This is a genomic window from Pseudoflavonifractor phocaeensis, assembly GCF_021531375.1.
GTDB classification, from domain to species: domain Bacteria; phylum Bacillota; class Clostridia; order Oscillospirales; family Oscillospiraceae; genus Lawsonibacter; species Lawsonibacter phocaeensis_B.
The window spans coordinates 1-17,966 of record NZ_JADYTU010000005.1; the positions used below are offsets into that span (position 1 = coordinate 1).

Sequence of the window (17,966 nt, forward strand, 5' to 3'; positions counted from 1 at the left end):
CCCGGGCAAAGCCCGCCCCTTTCCTCTTGTTTTCCCCCCGGTAATCTGCTATAATAACATGTATTTGATTGGATTTTTCCAATTCTTTCCCCGGCGGTCCGTCCGGCCGCCGCTTTCCCCCATTCTTTGATGGAAAGGAGACGTTTTCGTTGAACCGGAAGATCGCACAGCTGCTGCAGCCCAGCTTCCAGCTCTACTTCGTCTGCCTGATCGTATTCGCCCTGGCCTCCGCCTTCTTCTCCCTGCCTCTGGCGGGCGCCGAACTGGTGGCGGTGGCCTGTCTCGGTCTCTACAACCGGGAAAACAACCGCCGCCGCCGCCGGGAGATCTCCAAATATCTGGAGAGCGTCACCGGCACGGTGGACACCGCCACCAAGGACACCATGACCAACTCGCCCCTGCCCATGATCATCTTCCGGCCGGAGAGCGACGACATCATCTGGACCAACGACCGCTTTCTCCAGCTCACCGGCGAACGGGAGCACCTCTTCGACGCCAAGCTGTCCGCCCTGATCCCCGGCTTCGACACCCGGTGGCTCATGGAGGGCAAGAGCGAGTGCCCCACCGAGGTGACCTACAGCGGGCGGCGGTTCCTGGTCTTTGGCCATCTGGTCCGCACCGGCGGACGGAGCGGCGGCTTCCTGGCCACCACCTATTGGGTGGACGTCACCGAGTTCTGCGCCATCCGGGACCAGTTCCAGGCCACCCGCCCGGTGGCCGCGGTGCTGCTGCTGGACAACTACGACGAGCTGATGAAAAACCTGACGGAGAACGAGCGCTCCGCCATGATGTCCGAGATCGACTCCCGGCTGGACGCCTGGGTGGCCCACACCGGCGGCCTGCTGCGCCGCTACCAGCGTGAGCGGTACCTCTTTGTTTTTGAAGAGCAGTACCTGACCCAGTTCACTGAGAAGAAATTCGACATTCTGGACACGGTCCACCAGGTCAAGAACCCCAGCGGCATCACCGCCTCCCTCTCCATCGGCGTGGGCAAGGACGGCGAGTCCTTCCAGGAGCTGCTCCAGTTCGCCAACCTGTCCATCGACATGGCCCTGTCCCGGGGCGGCGACCAAGCGGTGGTCCGGAACAAGTTCACCTTCGAGTTCTACGGCGGCCGCTCCAAGGAGACGGAAAAGCGCACCAAGGTCAAAAGCCGGGTCATGGCCAACGCCCTGTCCTCCCTGGTCTCCGACTCCTCCCAGGTATTCATTATGGGCCACAAGGCCCCGGACAACGATTCTGTGGGCGCCGCCGCCGGCGTGTGCGCCCTGTGCCGGAAAAACGGGGTCCCCGTCCATATCATCAAAGACGCCAATCCCTCCCCCGCCCAGGAGCTGGTGGACCGGCTGTCCCAGCTGCCTGAGTACCAGGACTGCTTCCTCACCGCACAGGAGTCCCTGCTTATCGCCGACTCCCGCTCCCTGGCCGTGGTGGTGGACACCAACCGGCCCGAGCAGGTCCAGGCGGAGGAGCTGCTCCAGTCCTGCAACCGGGTAGCGGTCATCGACCACCACCGCCGGGCTGCCACCTACATCGAGGGCGCGGCCCTCAACTACCACGAGCCCTATGCCTCCTCCGCCTCCGAGCTGGTCACCGAGCTGCTTCAGTACATCGTGGAGCCCAACCAGCTGCTGCGGGCCGAGGCCGAGGCCCTGCTGGCCGGCATCGTGCTGGACACCAAGAACTTCACCATGCGGACCGGGGGCCGGACCTTTGAGGCGGCGGCGTTCCTGCGCCGCTCCGGCGCCGACACCGCCGAGGTGAAAAAGCTCTACCAGAACGATCTGGCCGGCACCATCACCAAGTACGCCATCATCCAGAACGCCAAGCTGTACCGGGACCACATCGCCATCGCGGCCACGGACAAGCCGGTGAACCGGGTCATCGCCGCCCAGGCGGCGGATGAGCTGCTGAACATCATCGGCATCGACACCTCCTTCGTGCTTGCCTCGGACGGGGAGCGGGTAAACATCTCCGCCCGGTCCATGGGGGACACCAATGTCCAGGTCATCCTGGAGCAGCTGGGAGGCGGGGGCAACGCCGCCGCCGCCGGCGGCCAGGTCTCCGGCAAGAGTCTGGAGGAGGTCACCCTGGAGCTGGCCCGGGCCATTGACCGGTATCTGGAGACTTAAAGGAATTGTCAGCAGGGTGGGGGCTTGCCCCCGCCGCCAAATATGAACCGCCCAAACGGCGGGGGTAAGCCCCCGCCCTACCCGGTCTACGGAACAGGGCAAAAGAAAGGATTGAATCAATTATGAAAGTGATTTTACAGCAGGACGTGAAGGGCCAGGGCAAGAAGGGCCAGCTGGTGGACGTGTCCGACGGTTACGCCCGCAACTTCCTTCTCCCCAAGAAGCTGGCCGTCCCCGCCACCGCCGAGAATGTGAACACCATGAAGCAGCAGGAGAAGGCCCGGAAGGCCCAGGAGGCCGCCGAGAAGGCCGAGGCCCAGGCTACCGCCAAAAAGCTGGAGGGGCTGACCACTAAGATCGCCGCCAAGGCCGGCGAGGGTGGCCGCCTCTTCGGCGCCGTCACCGCCAAGGAGGTTTCCGAGGCTCTGGCCGCCCAGCACGGCATCAACATCGCCAAGACCAAGCTGGTGCTGGACGAGCCCATCAAGGCCTGCGGCGGCTACCAGATCAAGGCCAAGCTGGGCTATGAAGTGGTAGGCACTGTCAGCGTGATGGTCACTGAGGAAGCATAAGCGTCCCGCTTATGCTTCCTGCGGCAGGAGTTAGGAGCGGTGGTATTCCGCCTATGGCGGAATACCTTGAAACAGTCCGGCATCGCCGGACTGCACAACTCCTAACTCCTGATTCCTAATTTTCAACTCAGAGAAGGGGGTGTACCTATGTCAGTGGAAGATGAAGAACTGTTATTGAAGCAGCTTCCCCACAGCGTGGAAGCGGAGCAGGCGGTGCTGGGCTCCATGCTCATTGACCCCCGCTGCGTCCCCGAGGTCATCGACAAGCTCCGGCCCGACGACTTCTATCTCCGGCAGAACCGGGAGATCTATGAGACCATCTACTCCATGTTCAACTACTCCCTCACCATCGACCCGGTGACGGTGCTGGAGAACATGAAGCAGAACGGGTACTATGACGAGAACCTGTCCCACGGGTACATGCTCCAGCTCATGGATACCACCCCCACCGCCGCCAATGTCAAGGAATACATCGACATTCTCAAGGACAAGACCCTTCTGCGCCGAGTGGCTGAGACTGCCGGAGACCTGACCGCCATGATCCAGCGGGGCACCGACACCGGCCAGGACATTCTGGAGGCGGCGGAGCAGCGCATCTATGCCATCCGCCAGGGCCGCGCCGCCCGGGGGCTGACCCCCATCTCCGACGTGCTCATCGACGTGTATGACCGGCTCAGTGAGCTGGCCGCCAGCGACAACGCCATTCCCGGCCTGTCCACCGGCCTGCGGGACCTGGACCGGGCTATCTCCGGTCTGAACCGATCCGATCTGATCCTGCTGGCCGCCCGACCCGGCATGGGCAAGACCTCCATGGCGCTAAATATCCTGCTGGAGGCCGGCAAAAAGTCGGGGAAGAACGTGGCCTTCTTCTCTCTGGAAATGAGCCGGGAGCAGTTGGCCCTCCGTCTCATCTCCGGGGAGTGCTTTGTGGACAACAAAAAACTGGTCACCGGCAAGCTGACCGAGGAGGACTGGGAGAAGGTGGCGGTGGCCGCCGACTCTCTGAACAAGTCCAAGATCCTTATCGACGATGACTCCTCCGTCACCGTGGCCGACATCAACGCCAAGTGCCGCCGGGTGGAAAATCTGGGTCTGGTGGTCATCGACTACCTCCAGCTGATGCAGTCTGCCGGCGGAAAGACCCGCTCCGGGGACAACCGGCAGCAGATCGTCTCCGACATCTCCCGCTCCCTGAAGATTATGGCCAAGGAGCTGAACGTGCCGGTGCTGTGCCTGTCCCAGCTGTCCCGCGCCAACGAGTCCCGCCAGGACAAGCGGCCCATGCTGTCCGACCTGCGTGAGTCGGGCGCCATCGAGCAGGACGCCGACATCGTCCTTTTCCTCTACCGGGAGGGCTATTACAACAAGGACACCGAAAACCCCAATCTGGCCGAGTGCATCGTGGCCAAAAACCGCCACGGCGAGACCCGCACCGTGGAGCTGCAGTGGCTGCCCGAGTTCACCACCTTCAGCGACATTGAGTGGCAGCATTCGGAATACTGATCCAGGCAGGAGTCAGGAACGATGAGTCAGAAGCGGCGGTGCTCTGCCTAACGCGGGAGGATGCAGAATTCTTCCGTGCGGCCGGACTTTAATCCCCCAAGCTTCTCACTCAGGAAAGGGACGCGCCATGCTGGAATCCATGGAACAACTGATTCGGGACCTGGAGCTGCTTCCCCGTGGGCGCACCGTGCTGTGCGCCGTGTCCGGCGGGGCCGATTCCATCTGCCTACTCCACGCCCTGTATCATCTGCGGTCCCGGCTGGGCTTCTCGCTGGCCGCCGCCCACTATGACCACCAGCTTCGGGGGGATGCCTCCCGCCGGGACGCCGCCTTTGTGGCCCAATTCGTGGAGCTGTGCTGCGGTGCGGAGCGGCTGGGAGACGGGACCCTGCTCCCCGCCGTCCCCCTGTTTACCGGCTCCGGCGACGTGAAGGGTGAAGCGGAGCGCCGGGGAACCGGGCTGGAGGAGACCGCCCGGGACATGCGGTACGCCTTTCTCCGTCAGGCGGCCCGGGAGGCCGGCGCCGATGTGATCGCCACCGCCCACACCGCCGACGACAATGTGGAGACCATTTTGTTCCACCTGGCGCGGGGCTCCGGACTGCGGGGGCTGACAGGCATTCAGCCGGTCCGGGGCGATTTGATCCGCCCTCTGCTCACCACCTCCCGCGGCGAGATTGAGGCCTACCTCACCTACTATGGTCTGCCCCACGCGGAGGACCACACCAATTCCGACGACGCCTTTGCCCGCAACCGCATCCGCCACCAGGCGGTACCGGTTCTGGAGGGTGTCTGCCCCGGCTTTGCCGCCCGGCTGGCCCGCACCGCAGCCCTGCTGCGCGCGGACGAGGACTATCTGTCCGGCCAGGCCCGGGCGCTGTCCGACCAGGCTCTCCCGCTGGACGGCGGCCTGTCCATCTCCGCCTCCCTCCTGGGGACGGCCCCCGCCCCTCTGGCTTCCCGGGCGGTGCGGCAGCTCATCGGCCGGCTCAACGGGGGGGACCAGGACTGCGGCATTGCCCATCTGGAGGGCGTGCTCCGGCTGTGCCGGGGGAGCGATCCCTCCGCCCGGATGGACCTGCCCTACGGGCTCACCGCCCGACGGGAGTACGGCAATCTGGTGCTGACCCGCCAATCCTCCCCCCCGACCCTGAAGGAAGTTCTCCTTCCCCTGCCCGGGGAACTCCGGTCAGGCGACTGGCAGATCCGTGCTGAGGCCGCCTCCTACGGCGGCCAGCCCCAGGGGCCCTATGACTTCTGGCTGGACCGGGAACAGCTGCCCGCCCTTGCCCTCCGGTCCCGGCAGACCGGCGACCGGCTGAAGCTGCCGGGTCGGCCCACAAAAACCCTTAAAAAATGGTGCGTGGACGAAAAGATTCCCGCCCGCCTCCGGGACTCCCTGCCCATTCTGGTCTTCCGGGACCGGATCGCCGCCGCGGCAGGGCTGGGTCCCGCGGAGGATTTTCTGCCCCAAATGGACGCCGACGCTTGGCACATCACCATTCTGCCCTCGGCGGACCGCGACATTTTATCTGGAAAGGAAGCGTCCCCATGTTAGAAAACGACATTCAGGAGACTTTGTTCAGCGAAGCGCAGCTGAAGGCCCGGGTGGCCGAGATCGCCCGGCAGATCGAGCAGGATTACGCCGGCAAGGAGATCATGCTCATCAGCGTCCTGCGTGGCTCCTTTATCTTTATGGCCGACCTGTGCCGGGCCATCCGGCTGCCCTGCACCCTGGACTTCATGGCTGTGTCCTCCTACGGCAAGGGCACCACCTCCAGCGGACAGGTCCAAATCACCAAGGACCTCTCCGAGGACATTTCCGGCCGCCACATCATTGTGGTGGAGGACATTCTGGACAGCGGCAACACGCTGAGCTATCTGCTGAAGATCCTGGAAAACCGGCACCCCGCCTCCATCCGCCTGTGTACCCTGCTGGACAAGCCGGAGCGCCGGGTGAAGCCGGTGAAGGTCCATTACTCCGGCTTTACCATTCCCGACGCCTTTGTGGTGGGCTACGGACTGGATTACGCGGAGAAATACCGCAACCTGCCCTATATCGGCATCCTCAAGCCCGAGGTCTACGGCGGCTGACCGCGCTGCCTCCACTTCAAAACCGGGTTGGCGGACCCCGCTGTGTCCCTCTTCTGCCGCCGGAAAGGATTTTTGCCCATGAGACGAATCACGCCCCGGGACCTGATGCTATACCTGCTGGTGGTACTGATGATGTTTTTCACCGTCAGCACCCTCCAGCGCATGGATCAGGAGGACGCTCCCGATTACAGCCAGATCCGCATCTATTTCAGCCAGTCACGGGTAAAATATTTTACCCTGGAGGACAACACCCTGACCCTCACCCTTCGGGAACAGGGGGACCAGACCTCTACCCTCACCTACCAGCTGGCCGACCCCTACCTGTTTTATTTCGACCTCCGGGATGAGATCGACCAGCAGCTGGCCTCCGGCACGCTGGAGGGCTATGACTACATTCCCGGTCTGGAGAGCTCCTGGTGGTACAACATGCTGCCCCAGTTCCTGCTCCTGCTGGCGGTGGGCGTTTTCCTGTTCATCCTCTACCGCCAGCGCATGGCCAGCATGAACGGAGGCGGTGCCCCGGGGGCCGCCCGGTTCGGCCATGCCCGGACCCGGACCCTGGCCGACCAGGGAAAGAAGGTCACCTTTGAGGACGTTGCCGGCGCCGAGGAGGAGAAGGCCGAGCTCCAGGAGATCGTGGAGTTCCTCCGGGACCCCCAGAAGTTCACCGCTCTGGGTGCCCGGATCCCCAAGGGCGTCCTGCTGGTGGGCCCTCCGGGCACCGGCAAGACTCTGATCGCCAAGGCGGTGGCCGGCGAGGCCGGAGTCCACTTTCTGTCCATCTCCGGCTCCGACTTTGTGGAGCTGTATGTGGGCGTGGGCGCCAGCCGGGTCCGCGACCTGTTTGACCAGGCCAAGAAGGACGCCCCCGCCATTGTGTTCATCGACGAGATCGACGCTGTGGGCCGCCAGCGCGGCGCCGGTCTGGGCGGAGGCCACGATGAACGGGAACAGACCCTCAACCAGCTGCTGGTGGAGATGGACGGCTTCGGCTCCAACGAGGGGGTCATCGTCCTGGCCGCCACCAACCGGCAGGACATTCTGGACCCCGCCCTGCTGCGGCCCGGCCGCTTCGACCGTCAAATCTATGTGGGCCTGCCCGACATCAAGGGCCGGGAAGCCATTTTGAAGGTCCACGCCAAAAAGAAGCCGCTGGCGGAGGACGTGTCTCTCAGTGAGGTGGCCCGGGCCACCGCCGGCTTTACCGGCGCCGACCTGGAAAACCTGCTCAACGAGGCCGCTCTGCTGGCCGCCCGGGAGGACAAGCGGTTCATCACCATGTCCGACCTCCACGAGGCCATGCTGAAGGTCATTGCCGGCCCCGAGAAAAAGAGTCGGGTGGTGACCGAGCACGCCCGGCGGCTCACCGCCTACCACGAGGCGGGCCACGCCATTGTCATCCACCAGCTGGACAGCCAGGACCCGGTCCATCAGATCACCATCGTCCCCCGTGGTCCCGCCGGCGGCATGACCATCTCCCTGCCCAGCGAGGACAAGGCCTACCTGTCCCGGAAGGAGCTGGAGGAGCGTATCGCCGTCTGTCTGGGCGGCCGTGTGGCCGAGCAGGTGGTGCTGGGGGACATCTCCACCGGCGCCTCCAGCGACATTCAGAAGGCCTCTCAGATCGCCCGCTCCATGGTCACCAAGTACGGTATGAGCGACAAGCTTGGCACCATCGCCTACGGCAACGAGAGCGACGAGGTCTTCATCGGCCGTACCATGGCCCAGGCGCGCTCTTACTCCGAGGAGGTGGCCGGCCAGATCGACCAGGAGGTCAAGGCCATCGTGGACAAGGCCTACCGCCGCTGCGAGGATATCCTCAACGGCTGCCGGAGGGAACTGGAGCTCACCGCACGCTACCTGCTGGATCACGAGACGATGGACGCCGAGACCTTCGCAAAGGTATTTGACGACCCCGGTGCGGAGGAATTTGCCGCCTATGGAGAAGCTTAAATCAAAAACGCACCGCCGCCCTGACCGTTCGGTCAGGGCGGCGTTCTTTTAGCCGCGGGCTGGCCTCAGAGGGCGGCAGCCTCAAATTTCCGCTTTCGAATTTTCACACATACCCGTACATCCCCCGGACGGACACCTCCCCGGCGGACAGGGCTTTTCTGGTCCCGTCGGCCAGCTCCACCACCAGACGGAAGTCGTCGTCGATGGCCAGGGCATAGGCCTCCTGCCGGGAGGCGGGGGTAATGAGCTGGACCTGGTTCCCCGGGGTCATACAGTCGGAGCGGTATTTGTCCAGATACTCCTGCTTGTTATCCGGGAACCGGGCATACATCCGGTCCAGCGCCCGGATGACCTCCGCCGCCAGCAGAGAGCGGCGCACGGGATGCCCCAGTTCCTGGGCCAGAGAGGTGGCGATGGGCCGCACCTCCTCGGAAAAGTCCTCGGGCCGGTGGTTGACATTGATGCCGATACCCGGGACCAGGTACTCCAAGGCGTTGCTCTCGCTCTCCAGCCCCAGCTCGGTCAGGATGCCGCACAGCTTTTTCCCGTTCATCACAATGTCGTTGGTCCACTTGATCCGGGGCCGGACGCCGCAGGCGGCCTCAATGCCGTCGCACACCGCCACCGCCACCCAGGCAGTGAAGTCAGTCACCGCCGCCGGCTCCAGCCGGGGCCGCAGCAGGGCGGACAAGTACAAGCCGCAGCCCTTGGGGGACTGGAAGGAACGGCCCAGCCGCCCCCGGCCCCCGGTCTGCTCTTCGGCCAGCACCACCAGACCCTCAGGCGCTCCCGCCATGGCCCGGCGCTTGCACTCGGTATTGGTGGAGTCGATGGTATCCAGGCAGGCCAGGGTCCCACCCACCAGACAGCCCGCCAGCGGTCCGGCCAGCTCCCCCTCCCGCACCCGGTCGGGGGCGGACTCCAGCCGGTAGCCCCGGTTGGGGGCGGAGGAGATCTCATACCCCTCCTGACGCAGGGCCTCGATGGCCTTCCACACGCCTGCCCGGCTGATGCCCAGAGCGCGGCTCATCGCCTCCCCCGACAGGTACTCCGACGGGCGCTCCAGCAGAAGGGACAAAACTTTTTCACGGCTCATGTCCGGTTCCTCCCCTAATTCTCAATGGTTTGTCCTCATTATAGTAGGGAAATAAAAAAACGTCAACCGGAGAGCGGCCCGGTTGACAATATTTCTCTTTTTCGATCCCGAAAAAACCGGGGAGCGGCCTGCGCCGCTCCCCGTAATAAATTCAATATTTACTGCTCGTCCTCGATCAGACCGTAATCCCCGTCGTAGCGGCGGTAGACCACGGCAAAGGCGCCGTCGGCCTCTTCATCCTTGAAGGCGAAGAAGCTGTGGCCCAGCAGATTCATCTGCAGGATAGCCTCGTCCCGGGTCATGGGCTTGATGGGGAAGGTCTTGCTGCGGACGATGCTGTACTCGCCCTCTTCCGGCTCGTCAGGAGCGAAGGAAGAGACCTCTGCCGCATCCAAGGCCCGCTCAAAAGCGCCCTGACGCAGCCGCTTCTCCAGACGGGTCTTGTTCTTCCGGATCTGCCGCTCCAAAGTGGTGACGGCGGCGTCGATGGAGGCGTGCATATCAGAGGTGCTCTCGGACACCCGGAAGATGGTGCCGCTGGACCGGATGGTGATCTCCACCTTGTTCAGCCGCTCTTTTTCCACACTGAAGGTGATTGCGGCGGTGGCGTCCTCCTTAAAGAAACGGTCCAGTTTTCCTACCTTTTTCTCTGCGTAAGCATGGATGGCATTGGGCAGGTCCACCTTTTTGTCCGTAAACACGAATTTCATACTATCCGCTCCTTTCGCCCCGAAGGGCTGGTATAGGGAGGGGAGGGTTCCCCCGCCTTTATCTTATTATACCATATCCACAGAAAAAAGCCATAGGTTTTTGTGAATTTTTTCTAAACTCTCCTTTGTGCGTCATCCGTGGACCCGCACGCCCCCGATGTACACCGCCTCCACCCGGCTGAGCAGGTTGATGGGGTGGCCGCTGGTGATGACGATGTCGGCGTCCTTTCCGGGAGCCAGGGAGCCCACCCGGTCGGAGATACCGGCGATCTCGGCGGCGTTGATGGTGATGGCGGCCAGGGCGGCCTCCGGGTTCATGCCCCCCTTCACCGCCATGGCGGCGCACAGGGGCAGGTGCTGGACGGGGACCTCCGGGTGGTCGGTACAGATGGCCACCTTGACCCCCCGCATGGTCAGCACCGCCGGGGACTCAATGGTCATGTTGGCCAGTTCCGGCTTGGACCGGTCCCCCAGGCAGGGGCCGGTGATGACAGGGACCCCCTCCTGCTCCAGCAGCTCGGGGATCAAATGGGCCTCGGTGCCGTGGACGATGACGCACTTCAGACCGAATTCCTTGGCGATGCGGATGCCGGTGGCGATGTCGTCGGCCCGGTGGGCGTGGATGTGGACGGGCAGCTCTCCCCGGACCACGGGGAGCAGCGCCTCCAGCTTGGCGTCGTAGTCGGGCTTCTCCTCATCCTCGTCCTCCGCCGCCCGGTCCAGCTTCCCAGCGTATTCCAGCGCCTTGGCCAGATTCTCCCGGATGATGGCGGCGGTGGCCATCCGAGTCACCGGGGTCTCATGGCGCTCGTTGTAGACGCACTTGGGATTTTCCCCCAGAGCCAGCTTCATGGCAACGGGTGCCTTCACCACCATGGCATCCACCCAGCGGCCGTTGGTCTTGATGGCGGCAAACTGGCCGCTGATGGGGTTGGCGGAGCCGGGGCCGGTAAGGACGGTGGTGACGCCGGCGGCCCGGGCCTCCTGAAAACAGCGGTCCAGGGGGTTGATGGCGTCGATGGCCCGCAGGTGGGGGGTGCAGGGGTCGGTGGCCTCGTTGCCGTCGTCCCCCTCAAAGCCCAAAGCATCCCCGAACATGCCCAGGTGGCTGTGGGCGTCCACAAAGCCGGGGAGAATGTGCCCCTCCCGGGCGTCCACCCGCTCCCCCTCCCAGTGTTCCGGGCACTCCTCCATGGGACCCGTCCCGGCGATCTTGCCCCCGGACACGGCCACATAGCCGTTGGGAATGGTCAGACCCTCCATGGTATGGACGGTCCCGTTGACGATCAGCATAGCATTTTCCTCCAAATCACGGGCGCTGGCCAGAGTTCGACAAAGGTTCTCATTGCCATCCCTGTCAAAATATGGTATATTATTCTGGCAGCTTATCCAATATGATCTATGTGCGGATCCTCCGCACGCTGGACGCCCTCAGGGGCGTCTTTTTTTGCCGCAAAAAGGGGCTGCCGAAACAAATCGGCAGCCCTTCTGTCTTGTTTACCGGCGTCCGCCGCCGCCGCTGCGGCGGTTCCCGCCCTTCTTTTCAATATAGCGCAGCTCAGACAGCTTGCTGTCCGAGGACTGCATAAACTGCTTCAACCGGTCCTCGAAGTCGGTGGGTTCCTTGGGAGCCTGACGGACATAGCCCATGGGCCGGGGACCGCTCTGGTGGGGACGGCCGCCGCCGGGACGCTGGCCGCCGCCGGCCGCCGGCCGCGGGGTGCGCTGGGGGGGCGGAGCGACCTGCTTGATGGACAGGTTGATCCGGTTGGCCTGGTCGATACCGATGACCTTCACCTTGACCTCCTGCCCCTCGTGCAGATGGTCGGAAACCTCATTCACATAGGAATAAGCGATCTCCGAAATATGGACCAGTCCAGACCTGCCGTCCGGCAGCGCCACAAAAGCGCCAAATTTTGTGATTCCCGTAACCTTCCCGTCCAAAATGGACCCAACACCAAACTCCATAAGCGACCGAAATATCCTCCTTGTAAATTTCCCTCTGCCCGGACCCGCACACAACCGCGCCCGGGGCAAAAGACTCTCTCTTTAGTTGGCCACGTCAAAAAACAGGACCTCGTTCTGTTTCACATAGCCTTTCTCCCGGGCCACCCGCTCCAGCATCTCAGGGTCGTCGCTGTGCTCGATGGCGTCGGCCAGCTCCTGATTTTCCAGACGCTGGTCGGCCACCTGCTGGGCCAAAGTGTCCCGCTGGCTCTGGGTGGCCTGGATCTGGCCCCGGAGATCCAACAGAGAGGTGGTCATATAGATCAGCAAAGCCAGCACTACGATCTTCGTCAAAAAACCGGCCTGTTTGAACCGCATGAGACCCCTCTCCTCTCTCCCGGGCGGCACGCCGCCGGAACGCTTGCTCCATGCCCCCAGTTTTATGCTTTATTCTATACCATTTCCCGCCGAAAAGAAAGGTGTTTTTTCCAAGTTTTCTGATTTTTTTCAAAATGGCCAGAAGGACCCGCATTGGAACCGTCAAAATCCCCAAAAGGATGGCCGCCCCGTCGGCCATCCGGTAGCCCAGCCACAGGAAAAACCGGCTGAGGCCCCAGAAATAGACCCCTCCGCCCACCACGCAGAACACAGCTCCGTACAGCCGGATGCGGCCGCCCCAGGCCTCCTGGGACCAGAGAAAGAGGGTCAGCGTGGCCACGATCCAGAACAGCAGGTCCAGCGCCGGTCCCAGCAGAGGAACCTTCACCCGGACCCGGAGGATCCGGAACAGGTCGTACAGCATCCCCAGGACCGCCCCCAGCAGCAGGGCCTGACACAGGGCTCTGCCCTGCTGGATCACGTCGATGGTCATCCGCCCAGCAGGCGGCTGAGCAGACCGCCCCGTTCCCGGCCCCTGGGCTCATAGATCAGGGCGTTGACGGTCCCGTCCACCTTCAGGTCCCCGCCATCCAGAGACAGCTTTTCGATGTGCAGTCCCTCCCCCTGGACCTCCAGACCGCCGCAGGCGGTGGACAGCAGGATGGAGTTCTCATCAAAGCTCTCCACCTCCTCCACACCGGAGATGGTCAGCTGCTCCCGGTCCTCCAGCACCACCTGATGGGGCGCCCCAGGACGGAGCCGCTCCTCCTCATATGCCATATGCTTCCCCCCTTCCCGTTTCTCCATCCTATGGCGCGTCCGGTACCGTTTATGCCATGTTTTCCCGCCAGCGGACCGAAAGCCCCGGTCCCCATGAGGAGGCGTCCGCCTCCCTTTTACGCAATGTTTACAATTAGGTGTGGAATTTCCTCCCTGCAGGGTGTACAATAAGAACAACTTTTCCATTTCGATCAAGGGAGGAGCATATCTGATGAAACTGACCTTTTTCGGCGCGGCCCACGCGGTCACCGGCAGCTGCCACTGTCTGGAAGTCAACGGGACCAAGATCCTCATCGACTGCGGCCTTCAGCAGGGCCGGGATGAGCACGATGACAACGCGCTGGACTTCGCCCCCGGCTATATCGACTATGTACTGGTCACCCATGCCCACATCGACCACTCCGGCCGCATCCCCCTGCTGGTCAAGGAGGGCTTTAACGGCCAGATCATCACCACCCGTCTCACCGGGCAGCTCATGTCCATCATGCTGCGGGACTCCGCCCACATCCAGGAGAGCGACGCCCAGTGGCAGAACCAGAAGGGCAAGCGGGCCGGCCGGGAGGAGGTGGAGCCCTTGTACACCGTGGCCGACGCCGAGGCGGCTCTTCAGCTCATCCGCACCTATGAGTACGGCGAGACCTTCGAGCTGTGCGAGGGAGTCAAGGTCCGGTTCAACGACGCGGGCCATCTGCTGGGCTCCGCCGCGCTGGAGATCTGGGCCACCGAGGGCGACGTGACGAAAAAGATCGTCTTTTCCGGCGATCTGGGCAACGTGGACCAGCCCGTCATCCGGGACCCCGCGTTCCTGGACCAGGCCGACTATGTGGTTATGGAATCCACCTACGGCGACCGGAACCACGAGCCCCCCGAGAGCTACACCGAGGCTCTGGCCGCCCTCATCGACGACGTATTCTCCAAGGGGGGCAACATCATCATCCCCTCCTTTGCCGTAGGCCGCACCCAGGAGCTGCTTTACTTCCTGCGTGAGATCAAAAACGAGGGTCTGGTCAAGACGGTGCCCAACTTCACCGTCTGCGTGGACAGCCCCCTGGCCGCCGAGGCCACCAAGATCTATGCCGGCGACCTCCGGGGCTACCTGGATGAGGAGGCCATCGCCGTCCTCCAGGGAGGCGATGATCTGTTCACCTTCCCGGGGCTCACCCTGTCCCAAACCTCGGAGGAGTCCAAGGCTCTGAACGCCGACAGGACCTCCAAGATCATCATTTCCGCCTCCGGCATGTGCGACGCCGGCCGCATCCGCCACCACCTGAAGCATAACCTGTGGCGCCCCGAGTGCGCCGTGGTCTTTGTGGGCTACCAGGGGGAGGGCACCCTGGGCCGCCGTCTGCTGGAGGGAGCCAAGACCGTGAAGCTCTTCGGCGAGGAGATCGCCGTCCGTGCCCGGATCATCAATTTCAAGGGTCTCTCCTCCCACGCTGACCGGGACCACCTGATCGCCTGGGCCGAGCATTTCTCCCCCAAGCCGGAGCAGGTCTTCGTGGTCCACGGCGACGCCCCCGTCACCGAGCTGTTTGCCGACACCTTGAACGATCGGGGCATCCCCGCCCACGCACCCCTGTACGAGGAAGTCTACGACCTGGCGGCCAACACCATGCTGGCCAAGGGCGTGGTGCTGGAGACCAAGCCCAAGTTCGGCGGTGCTTCCGCCGCCTCCCCCGCCTATGTCCGCCTGCAGGATGTGTCCAAGGAGCTGGAGCTGCTCATCAGCCGCAGCCGTGGCCGTCCCAACAAGGATCTGGCCCGGCTGGCCGATCAACTGCGCCAGGTCATGGACAAGTGGGACAGCTGAGGTCCCTCCCACCGCAGAAATGCGCCTGTTTTTTCCAGATAGAAACAGATTGGAGTTTTGCCGCTTATGGAAATCGACCGCAAGGAACTGAAACGACGGGCCCGGGAGGCCATGGGCCTTACCCGCCCCCGCTTCTGGGTGGTCGCGCTGGTCTATTTCCTGATGACCACGGGCCTGTCTTATCTGCCCAACCAGCTGATCCCTTTTCTGACCAATGAGGAGGCCGCCTTTACCGTCTCCCTGTTTTGCAGCATCCTCATGTCCCTCTATGTGGTCATCGTCCAATTCAGCTTCGACCTGTGGTCCTTGTGGACCAGCCGCCGGCTGGACCCGGGGCTGGGATCCCTGCTTCAGGGTTTCTCCGTGGCAGGCCGGGTCATTCTGATGGAGCTGAGCATCCTGGGGCGGATCATGTGCTGGTCTGTGCTTCTGAGCATCGTAGCGGTATTCCCGCTGGTATACGCCTCCCTGCTGCTGAACTCCGCCCTGCTCTATCCCCTGGTGCTCCTTCTGGTCATCGGGCTTTCCGCCGCCGTCTGGGCCATTACGCTGCGCTATTCCCTGGCTCCCTATCTGCTGGCCGACAGCCCCGACGACGGAGGCGGCGCCGCCGTTCGCCGCAGCGTGGAGCTGACCCGGGGCTGGAAGTGGGAGCTGTTCAAGCTGGAGTTTTCCTTCGTGGGCTGGAGCCTGCTCTCCCTGCTGTTGGCCGCCCTGGTACTGGTTGCCGCCCTGTGGCACGCGGGCTTTTTCCAGACTCTGGCCGCCTTCCCTGCGGCGGAACTGCCCGAGCTGCTGGCCAATTACTTCCTCTGGCAGAGCGGAGCGACCACCTATTTTCTTGGGCTGACCCAGGCTCAGAACGACCTGTTCATTCTGTACAGCTCCGTCTCCGGCGGAGTGGGGACCGCGGTTCTCACCGATCTGGTCACCCTGCCGGTCTTCCTTTGGCTCACGCCCTACCGCTCCGTGTCCCGCGCCGGGTTCTACGACGCCCGGCTCCGCCTTCAGCGTGAGGGCGCCCCGCTCCTCTGAGCATGGCAACAGTCATACCGCCCGCTACGTAGTGCCGCAGCGGGCGGTTTTTTACGGATTTCGTTGCCTAGGGAAAGAACATTCGTTTGACATTAGCACAAATGTATGATAAAATACACCCAAGAATTGATTTGCCACCGTCTGCGCGAAAGGAGCTTTCCTATGGCCAAACTGACCGCAAAGCAGCAGCAGATTTATGATTATATCCTGGCCTTCACCACCGATCACGGCTATCCCCCCTCCGTCCGGGAGATCGGCGCGGCGGTCGGACTGAAATCCCCCTCCACCGTCCACTTTCACATGAAGGGGTTGGAGGAGGCAGGCGTCATCGTCAAGGCCGAGGGCAAGACCCGGGCCATCTCTCTTCCCGGCGCCTCTCTGGGCCCGGTGGCCGAGGAAACGGACCCCCACGCCAACCAGGTCCCCATCCTGGGCAATGTGGCCGCCGGTTCCCCTATCCTGGCTCAGGAATGCATCGAGGACTACCTCACCTTCGACACCAACGGGCTGTCCGGGGAGCACTTCGCCCTGCGGGTCCGGGGCGAGTCCATGCTGAACGCCGGCATCCTGCCCGGAGACCTGGTTGTGGTCCACCGCCAGCAGGACGCCCACAACGGGGAGATCGTGGTCGCCCTGTTTGAGGACGAGGCCACGGTGAAGACCCTGTGCCGGAAAGACGGCCAGACCTGGCTGCTGCCCGAGAACCCGGATTACGAGCCCATCGACGGCACCCAAGCCGAGATCATCGGCAAGGTGGTGGCCGTGGTACGGCGGTACTGATTGAAACACAACCGGAAACACAAAAACCTCCGCCCGTAGGCGGAGGTTTTTTTACGGATCAAAACCGGAACACCGCACCCACCAGGGCGGAGATGCCGATAAACACGATGGGGTGGAGCTTTTTCAACTTGGTATACCGCAGGCACACGAACACGGCCACTGCCAGAAGCAGGGCGGGCCAGTGGACGGTGAAGAGGTGCTCCTCCAGTCCGCCCACCGTGATCAGCACCGCGGTGGCCACTGTCAGGCCCGCGGAGGCGATGAGGGCGGTGGAGGCGGGGCGCAGGCCGTAAAAGACCGCGTCCACCGTCTTGGACTGGCGGAACTTTTGCAGGAAGCCGGCAATCACAATGATGACCACAATGGAGGGGAACACCAGCCCCAGCGTGGCAACCACAGCTCCGGGGACGCCGGCGGTGGCATAGCCCACATAGGTGGCCATGTTGACGCCCATTGCCCCGGGGGTGGACTCGGACACGGCGATCATGGTGGTCAGATCCGCGTCGCTGAACCACTGGGTACGGGCGCCCAGGTCCTGGAGGAAGGGGATGGTGGCCAGGCCGCCGCCCACGGCGAAGAGGCCGGTCTTGGCAAACTCGAAAAACAGGCGCAGCAGGATCATTTCTCCGCACCTCCCCCGGACAGCTTCACCAGCCGGCGGGCCACATAGCCCACCACACCCGCACAGACGATGAGGATGACGGGCGACAGGCCCACAAAGAAAGCCAGCATCAGCGCCGCCAGAAAAATGGCCGCAGTGACCGCGTCCTTGACCGTGGACTTGCCCAGCTTGATGACGCTGGAGGCGATGAGCGCCACCACGCAGGCGTTGACGCCCACCAGAGCGTGCTGCACCACCGGGATGTCGGCAAAATTGGTCAGGAACGCGGCGATGACAGTGATGATGACGATGGAGGGCGCCACCACACCCAGGGTCGCCAGAATGCCGCCCGGCACACCTTTATACTTATAGCCGATAAAGGTGGCGGTATTCACCGCGATGATGCCGGGAGTACACTGGCCGATGGCGTAATAGTCGGTGAGCTCTTCGTTGGTGGCCCAGCCTTTCTTCTCCACCACCTCCCGCTGGAGGATGGGCAGCATGGCGTAGCCGCCGCCGAAGGTGCAGACTCCCATTTTCGCAAAGGTCAGAAACAGGTCCAGATAGATGCTCAC

Annotated in this window: 17 protein-coding genes and 1 pseudogene; 9 read left to right on the plus strand and 9 right to left on the minus strand. The window is 63.2% G+C overall.

Annotated elements, in window-relative coordinates; all coding sequences use genetic code 11:
* Positions 1 to 149 precede the first annotated feature (149 nt).
* The 6 genes from I6E39_RS03220 (at position 150) to ftsH (ending at position 8,254) form a co-directional block, all read left to right on the plus strand.
* Positions 150 to 2,132 carry a DHH family phosphoesterase gene (locus I6E39_RS03220; RefSeq protein ID WP_235379982.1) on the plus strand — a complete coding sequence of 661 codons (1,983 nt, stop codon included), beginning with the start codon at positions 150 to 152 and terminating at the stop codon, positions 2,130 to 2,132.
* A 122-nt stretch (positions 2,133 to 2,254) separates the two neighbouring features.
* Positions 2,255 to 2,704 (plus strand): 50S ribosomal protein L9, encoded by a 450-nt coding sequence (gene rplI / locus I6E39_RS03225; RefSeq protein ID WP_235379984.1) that lies wholly within the window; start codon positions 2,255 to 2,257, stop codon positions 2,702 to 2,704.
* A gap of 147 nt (positions 2,705 to 2,851) precedes the next feature.
* Positions 2,852 to 4,207 carry a replicative DNA helicase gene (gene dnaB / locus I6E39_RS03230; protein WP_235379986.1) on the plus strand — a complete coding sequence of 452 codons (1,356 nt, stop codon included), beginning with the start codon at positions 2,852 to 2,854 and terminating at the stop codon, positions 4,205 to 4,207.
* Between the two features lie 127 nt (positions 4,208 to 4,334).
* Entirely contained in the window at positions 4,335 to 5,765 is a 1,431-nt protein-coding gene (gene tilS, locus I6E39_RS03235) for a tRNA lysidine(34) synthetase TilS (protein WP_235379987.1), read from the plus strand.
* A complete protein-coding gene (gene hpt / locus I6E39_RS03240) occupies positions 5,759 to 6,301 on the plus strand; it encodes a hypoxanthine phosphoribosyltransferase (RefSeq protein ID WP_235379989.1) in 543 nt (180 codons plus the stop codon). Before tilS ends, hpt begins: the two co-directional genes overlap by 7 nt.
* 78 nt (positions 6,302 to 6,379) lie before the next feature.
* Complete coding sequence (gene ftsH / locus I6E39_RS03245) at positions 6,380 to 8,254, plus strand: ATP-dependent zinc metalloprotease FtsH (protein WP_235379991.1); 1,875 nt, start codon at positions 6,380 to 6,382, stop codon at positions 8,252 to 8,254.
* 103 nt (positions 8,255 to 8,357) lie between these two features.
* Here ftsH and I6E39_RS03250 read toward each other — a convergent pair whose 3' ends face one another.
* The 7 genes and pseudogenes from I6E39_RS03250 to yabP form a co-directional block, all read right to left on the minus strand.
* On the minus strand, positions 8,358 to 9,350 hold the full coding sequence (locus tag I6E39_RS03250; RefSeq protein WP_235379993.1) for a biotin--[acetyl-CoA-carboxylase] ligase: 993 nt from the start codon (positions 9,348 to 9,350) through the stop codon (positions 8,358 to 8,360).
* Positions 9,351 to 9,508: 158 nt separating this feature from the next.
* Complete coding sequence (gene hpf, locus I6E39_RS03255) at positions 9,509 to 10,060, minus strand: ribosome hibernation-promoting factor, HPF/YfiA family (protein ID WP_235379995.1); 552 nt, start codon at positions 10,058 to 10,060, stop codon at positions 9,509 to 9,511.
* 132 nt (positions 10,061 to 10,192) lie between these two features.
* The gene (locus tag I6E39_RS03260) at positions 10,193 to 11,353 is read right to left on the minus strand and encodes an amidohydrolase (protein WP_235379997.1); all 1,161 of its coding nucleotides are present in this window, start codon (positions 11,351 to 11,353) and stop codon (positions 10,193 to 10,195) included.
* 204 nt (positions 11,354 to 11,557) lie between these two features.
* Positions 11,558 to 12,028 (minus strand): S1 RNA-binding domain-containing protein, encoded by a 471-nt coding sequence (locus tag I6E39_RS03265; protein WP_235379999.1) that lies wholly within the window; start codon positions 12,026 to 12,028, stop codon positions 11,558 to 11,560.
* An 81-nt stretch (positions 12,029 to 12,109) separates the two neighbouring features.
* Positions 12,110 to 12,385 (minus strand): FtsB family cell division protein, encoded by a 276-nt coding sequence (locus I6E39_RS03270; RefSeq protein ID WP_235380001.1) that lies wholly within the window; start codon positions 12,383 to 12,385, stop codon positions 12,110 to 12,112.
* A gap of 232 nt (positions 12,386 to 12,617) precedes the next feature.
* Positions 12,618 to 12,878 (minus strand): annotated as a pseudogene (yabQ, locus tag I6E39_RS11195) (spore cortex biosynthesis protein YabQ); the annotation flags it as partial.
* Positions 12,875 to 13,165, minus strand: a complete 291-nt coding sequence (yabP, locus tag I6E39_RS03275; protein ID WP_235380003.1) for a sporulation protein YabP — start codon at positions 13,163 to 13,165, stop codon at positions 12,875 to 12,877. The gene yabP and the pseudogene yabQ, both read right to left, overlap by 4 nt.
* A gap of 211 nt (positions 13,166 to 13,376) precedes the next feature.
* Between yabP and I6E39_RS03280 the strand changes: the two genes are divergently transcribed.
* From I6E39_RS03280 to lexA, 3 genes are all read left to right on the plus strand, one after another.
* Positions 13,377 to 14,975 carry an MBL fold metallo-hydrolase RNA specificity domain-containing protein gene (locus tag I6E39_RS03280; RefSeq protein ID WP_235380005.1) on the plus strand — a complete coding sequence of 533 codons (1,599 nt, stop codon included), beginning with the start codon at positions 13,377 to 13,379 and terminating at the stop codon, positions 14,973 to 14,975.
* 66 nt (positions 14,976 to 15,041) lie between these two features.
* Positions 15,042 to 16,010, plus strand: a complete 969-nt coding sequence (locus tag I6E39_RS03285; RefSeq protein WP_235380006.1) for a DUF975 family protein — start codon at positions 15,042 to 15,044, stop codon at positions 16,008 to 16,010.
* Between the two features lie 162 nt (positions 16,011 to 16,172).
* Entirely contained in the window at positions 16,173 to 16,790 is a 618-nt protein-coding gene (gene lexA, locus I6E39_RS03290) for a transcriptional repressor LexA (protein WP_235380008.1), read from the plus strand.
* Between the two features lie 58 nt (positions 16,791 to 16,848).
* Here lexA and I6E39_RS03295 read toward each other — a convergent pair whose 3' ends face one another.
* Entirely contained in the window at positions 16,849 to 17,412 is a 564-nt protein-coding gene (locus I6E39_RS03295) for a chromate transporter (RefSeq protein WP_235380010.1), read from the minus strand.
* Positions 17,409 to 17,966 carry a chromate transporter gene (locus tag I6E39_RS03300; RefSeq protein ID WP_235380012.1) on the minus strand — a complete coding sequence of 186 codons (558 nt, stop codon included), beginning with the start codon at positions 17,964 to 17,966 and terminating at the stop codon, positions 17,409 to 17,411. The genes I6E39_RS03295 and I6E39_RS03300 overlap by 4 nt, the downstream gene beginning before the upstream one ends.

What these genes read in the sequence shown, in the direction of transcription:
- rplI (WP_235379984.1), top strand. Translation starts at nt 2,255, where the DNA reads ATGAAAGTGATTTTACAGCAGGACGTGAAGGGCCAGGGCAAGAAGGGC.
- dnaB (WP_235379986.1), top strand. Translation starts at nt 2,852, where the DNA reads ATGTCAGTGGAAGATGAAGAACTGTTATTGAAGCAGCTTCCCCACAGC.
- tilS (WP_235379987.1), top strand. Translation starts at nt 4,335, where the DNA reads ATGCTGGAATCCATGGAACAACTGATTCGGGACCTGGAGCTGCTTCCC.
- hpt (WP_235379989.1), top strand. Translation starts at nt 5,759, where the DNA reads ATGTTAGAAAACGACATTCAGGAGACTTTGTTCAGCGAAGCGCAGCTG.
- ftsH (WP_235379991.1), top strand. Translation starts at nt 6,380, where the DNA reads ATGAGACGAATCACGCCCCGGGACCTGATGCTATACCTGCTGGTGGTA.
- I6E39_RS03250 (WP_235379993.1), bottom strand. Translation starts at nt 9,350, where the DNA reads ATGAGCCGTGAAAAAGTTTTGTCCCTTCTGCTGGAGCGCCCGTCGGAG.
- hpf (WP_235379995.1), bottom strand. Translation starts at nt 10,060, where the DNA reads ATGAAATTCGTGTTTACGGACAAAAAGGTGGACCTGCCCAATGCCATC.
- I6E39_RS03260 (WP_235379997.1), bottom strand. Translation starts at nt 11,353, where the DNA reads ATGCTGATCGTCAACGGGACCGTCCATACCATGGAGGGTCTGACCATT.
- I6E39_RS03265 (WP_235379999.1), bottom strand. Translation starts at nt 12,028, where the DNA reads ATGGAGTTTGGTGTTGGGTCCATTTTGGACGGGAAGGTTACGGGAATC.
- I6E39_RS03270 (WP_235380001.1), bottom strand. Translation starts at nt 12,385, where the DNA reads ATGCGGTTCAAACAGGCCGGTTTTTTGACGAAGATCGTAGTGCTGGCT.
- yabP (WP_235380003.1), bottom strand. Translation starts at nt 13,165, where the DNA reads ATGGCATATGAGGAGGAGCGGCTCCGTCCTGGGGCGCCCCATCAGGTG.
- I6E39_RS03280 (WP_235380005.1), top strand. Translation starts at nt 13,377, where the DNA reads ATGAAACTGACCTTTTTCGGCGCGGCCCACGCGGTCACCGGCAGCTGC.
- I6E39_RS03285 (WP_235380006.1), top strand. Translation starts at nt 15,042, where the DNA reads ATGGAAATCGACCGCAAGGAACTGAAACGACGGGCCCGGGAGGCCATG.
- lexA (WP_235380008.1), top strand. Translation starts at nt 16,173, where the DNA reads ATGGCCAAACTGACCGCAAAGCAGCAGCAGATTTATGATTATATCCTG.
- I6E39_RS03295 (WP_235380010.1), bottom strand. Translation starts at nt 17,412, where the DNA reads ATGATCCTGCTGCGCCTGTTTTTCGAGTTTGCCAAGACCGGCCTCTTC.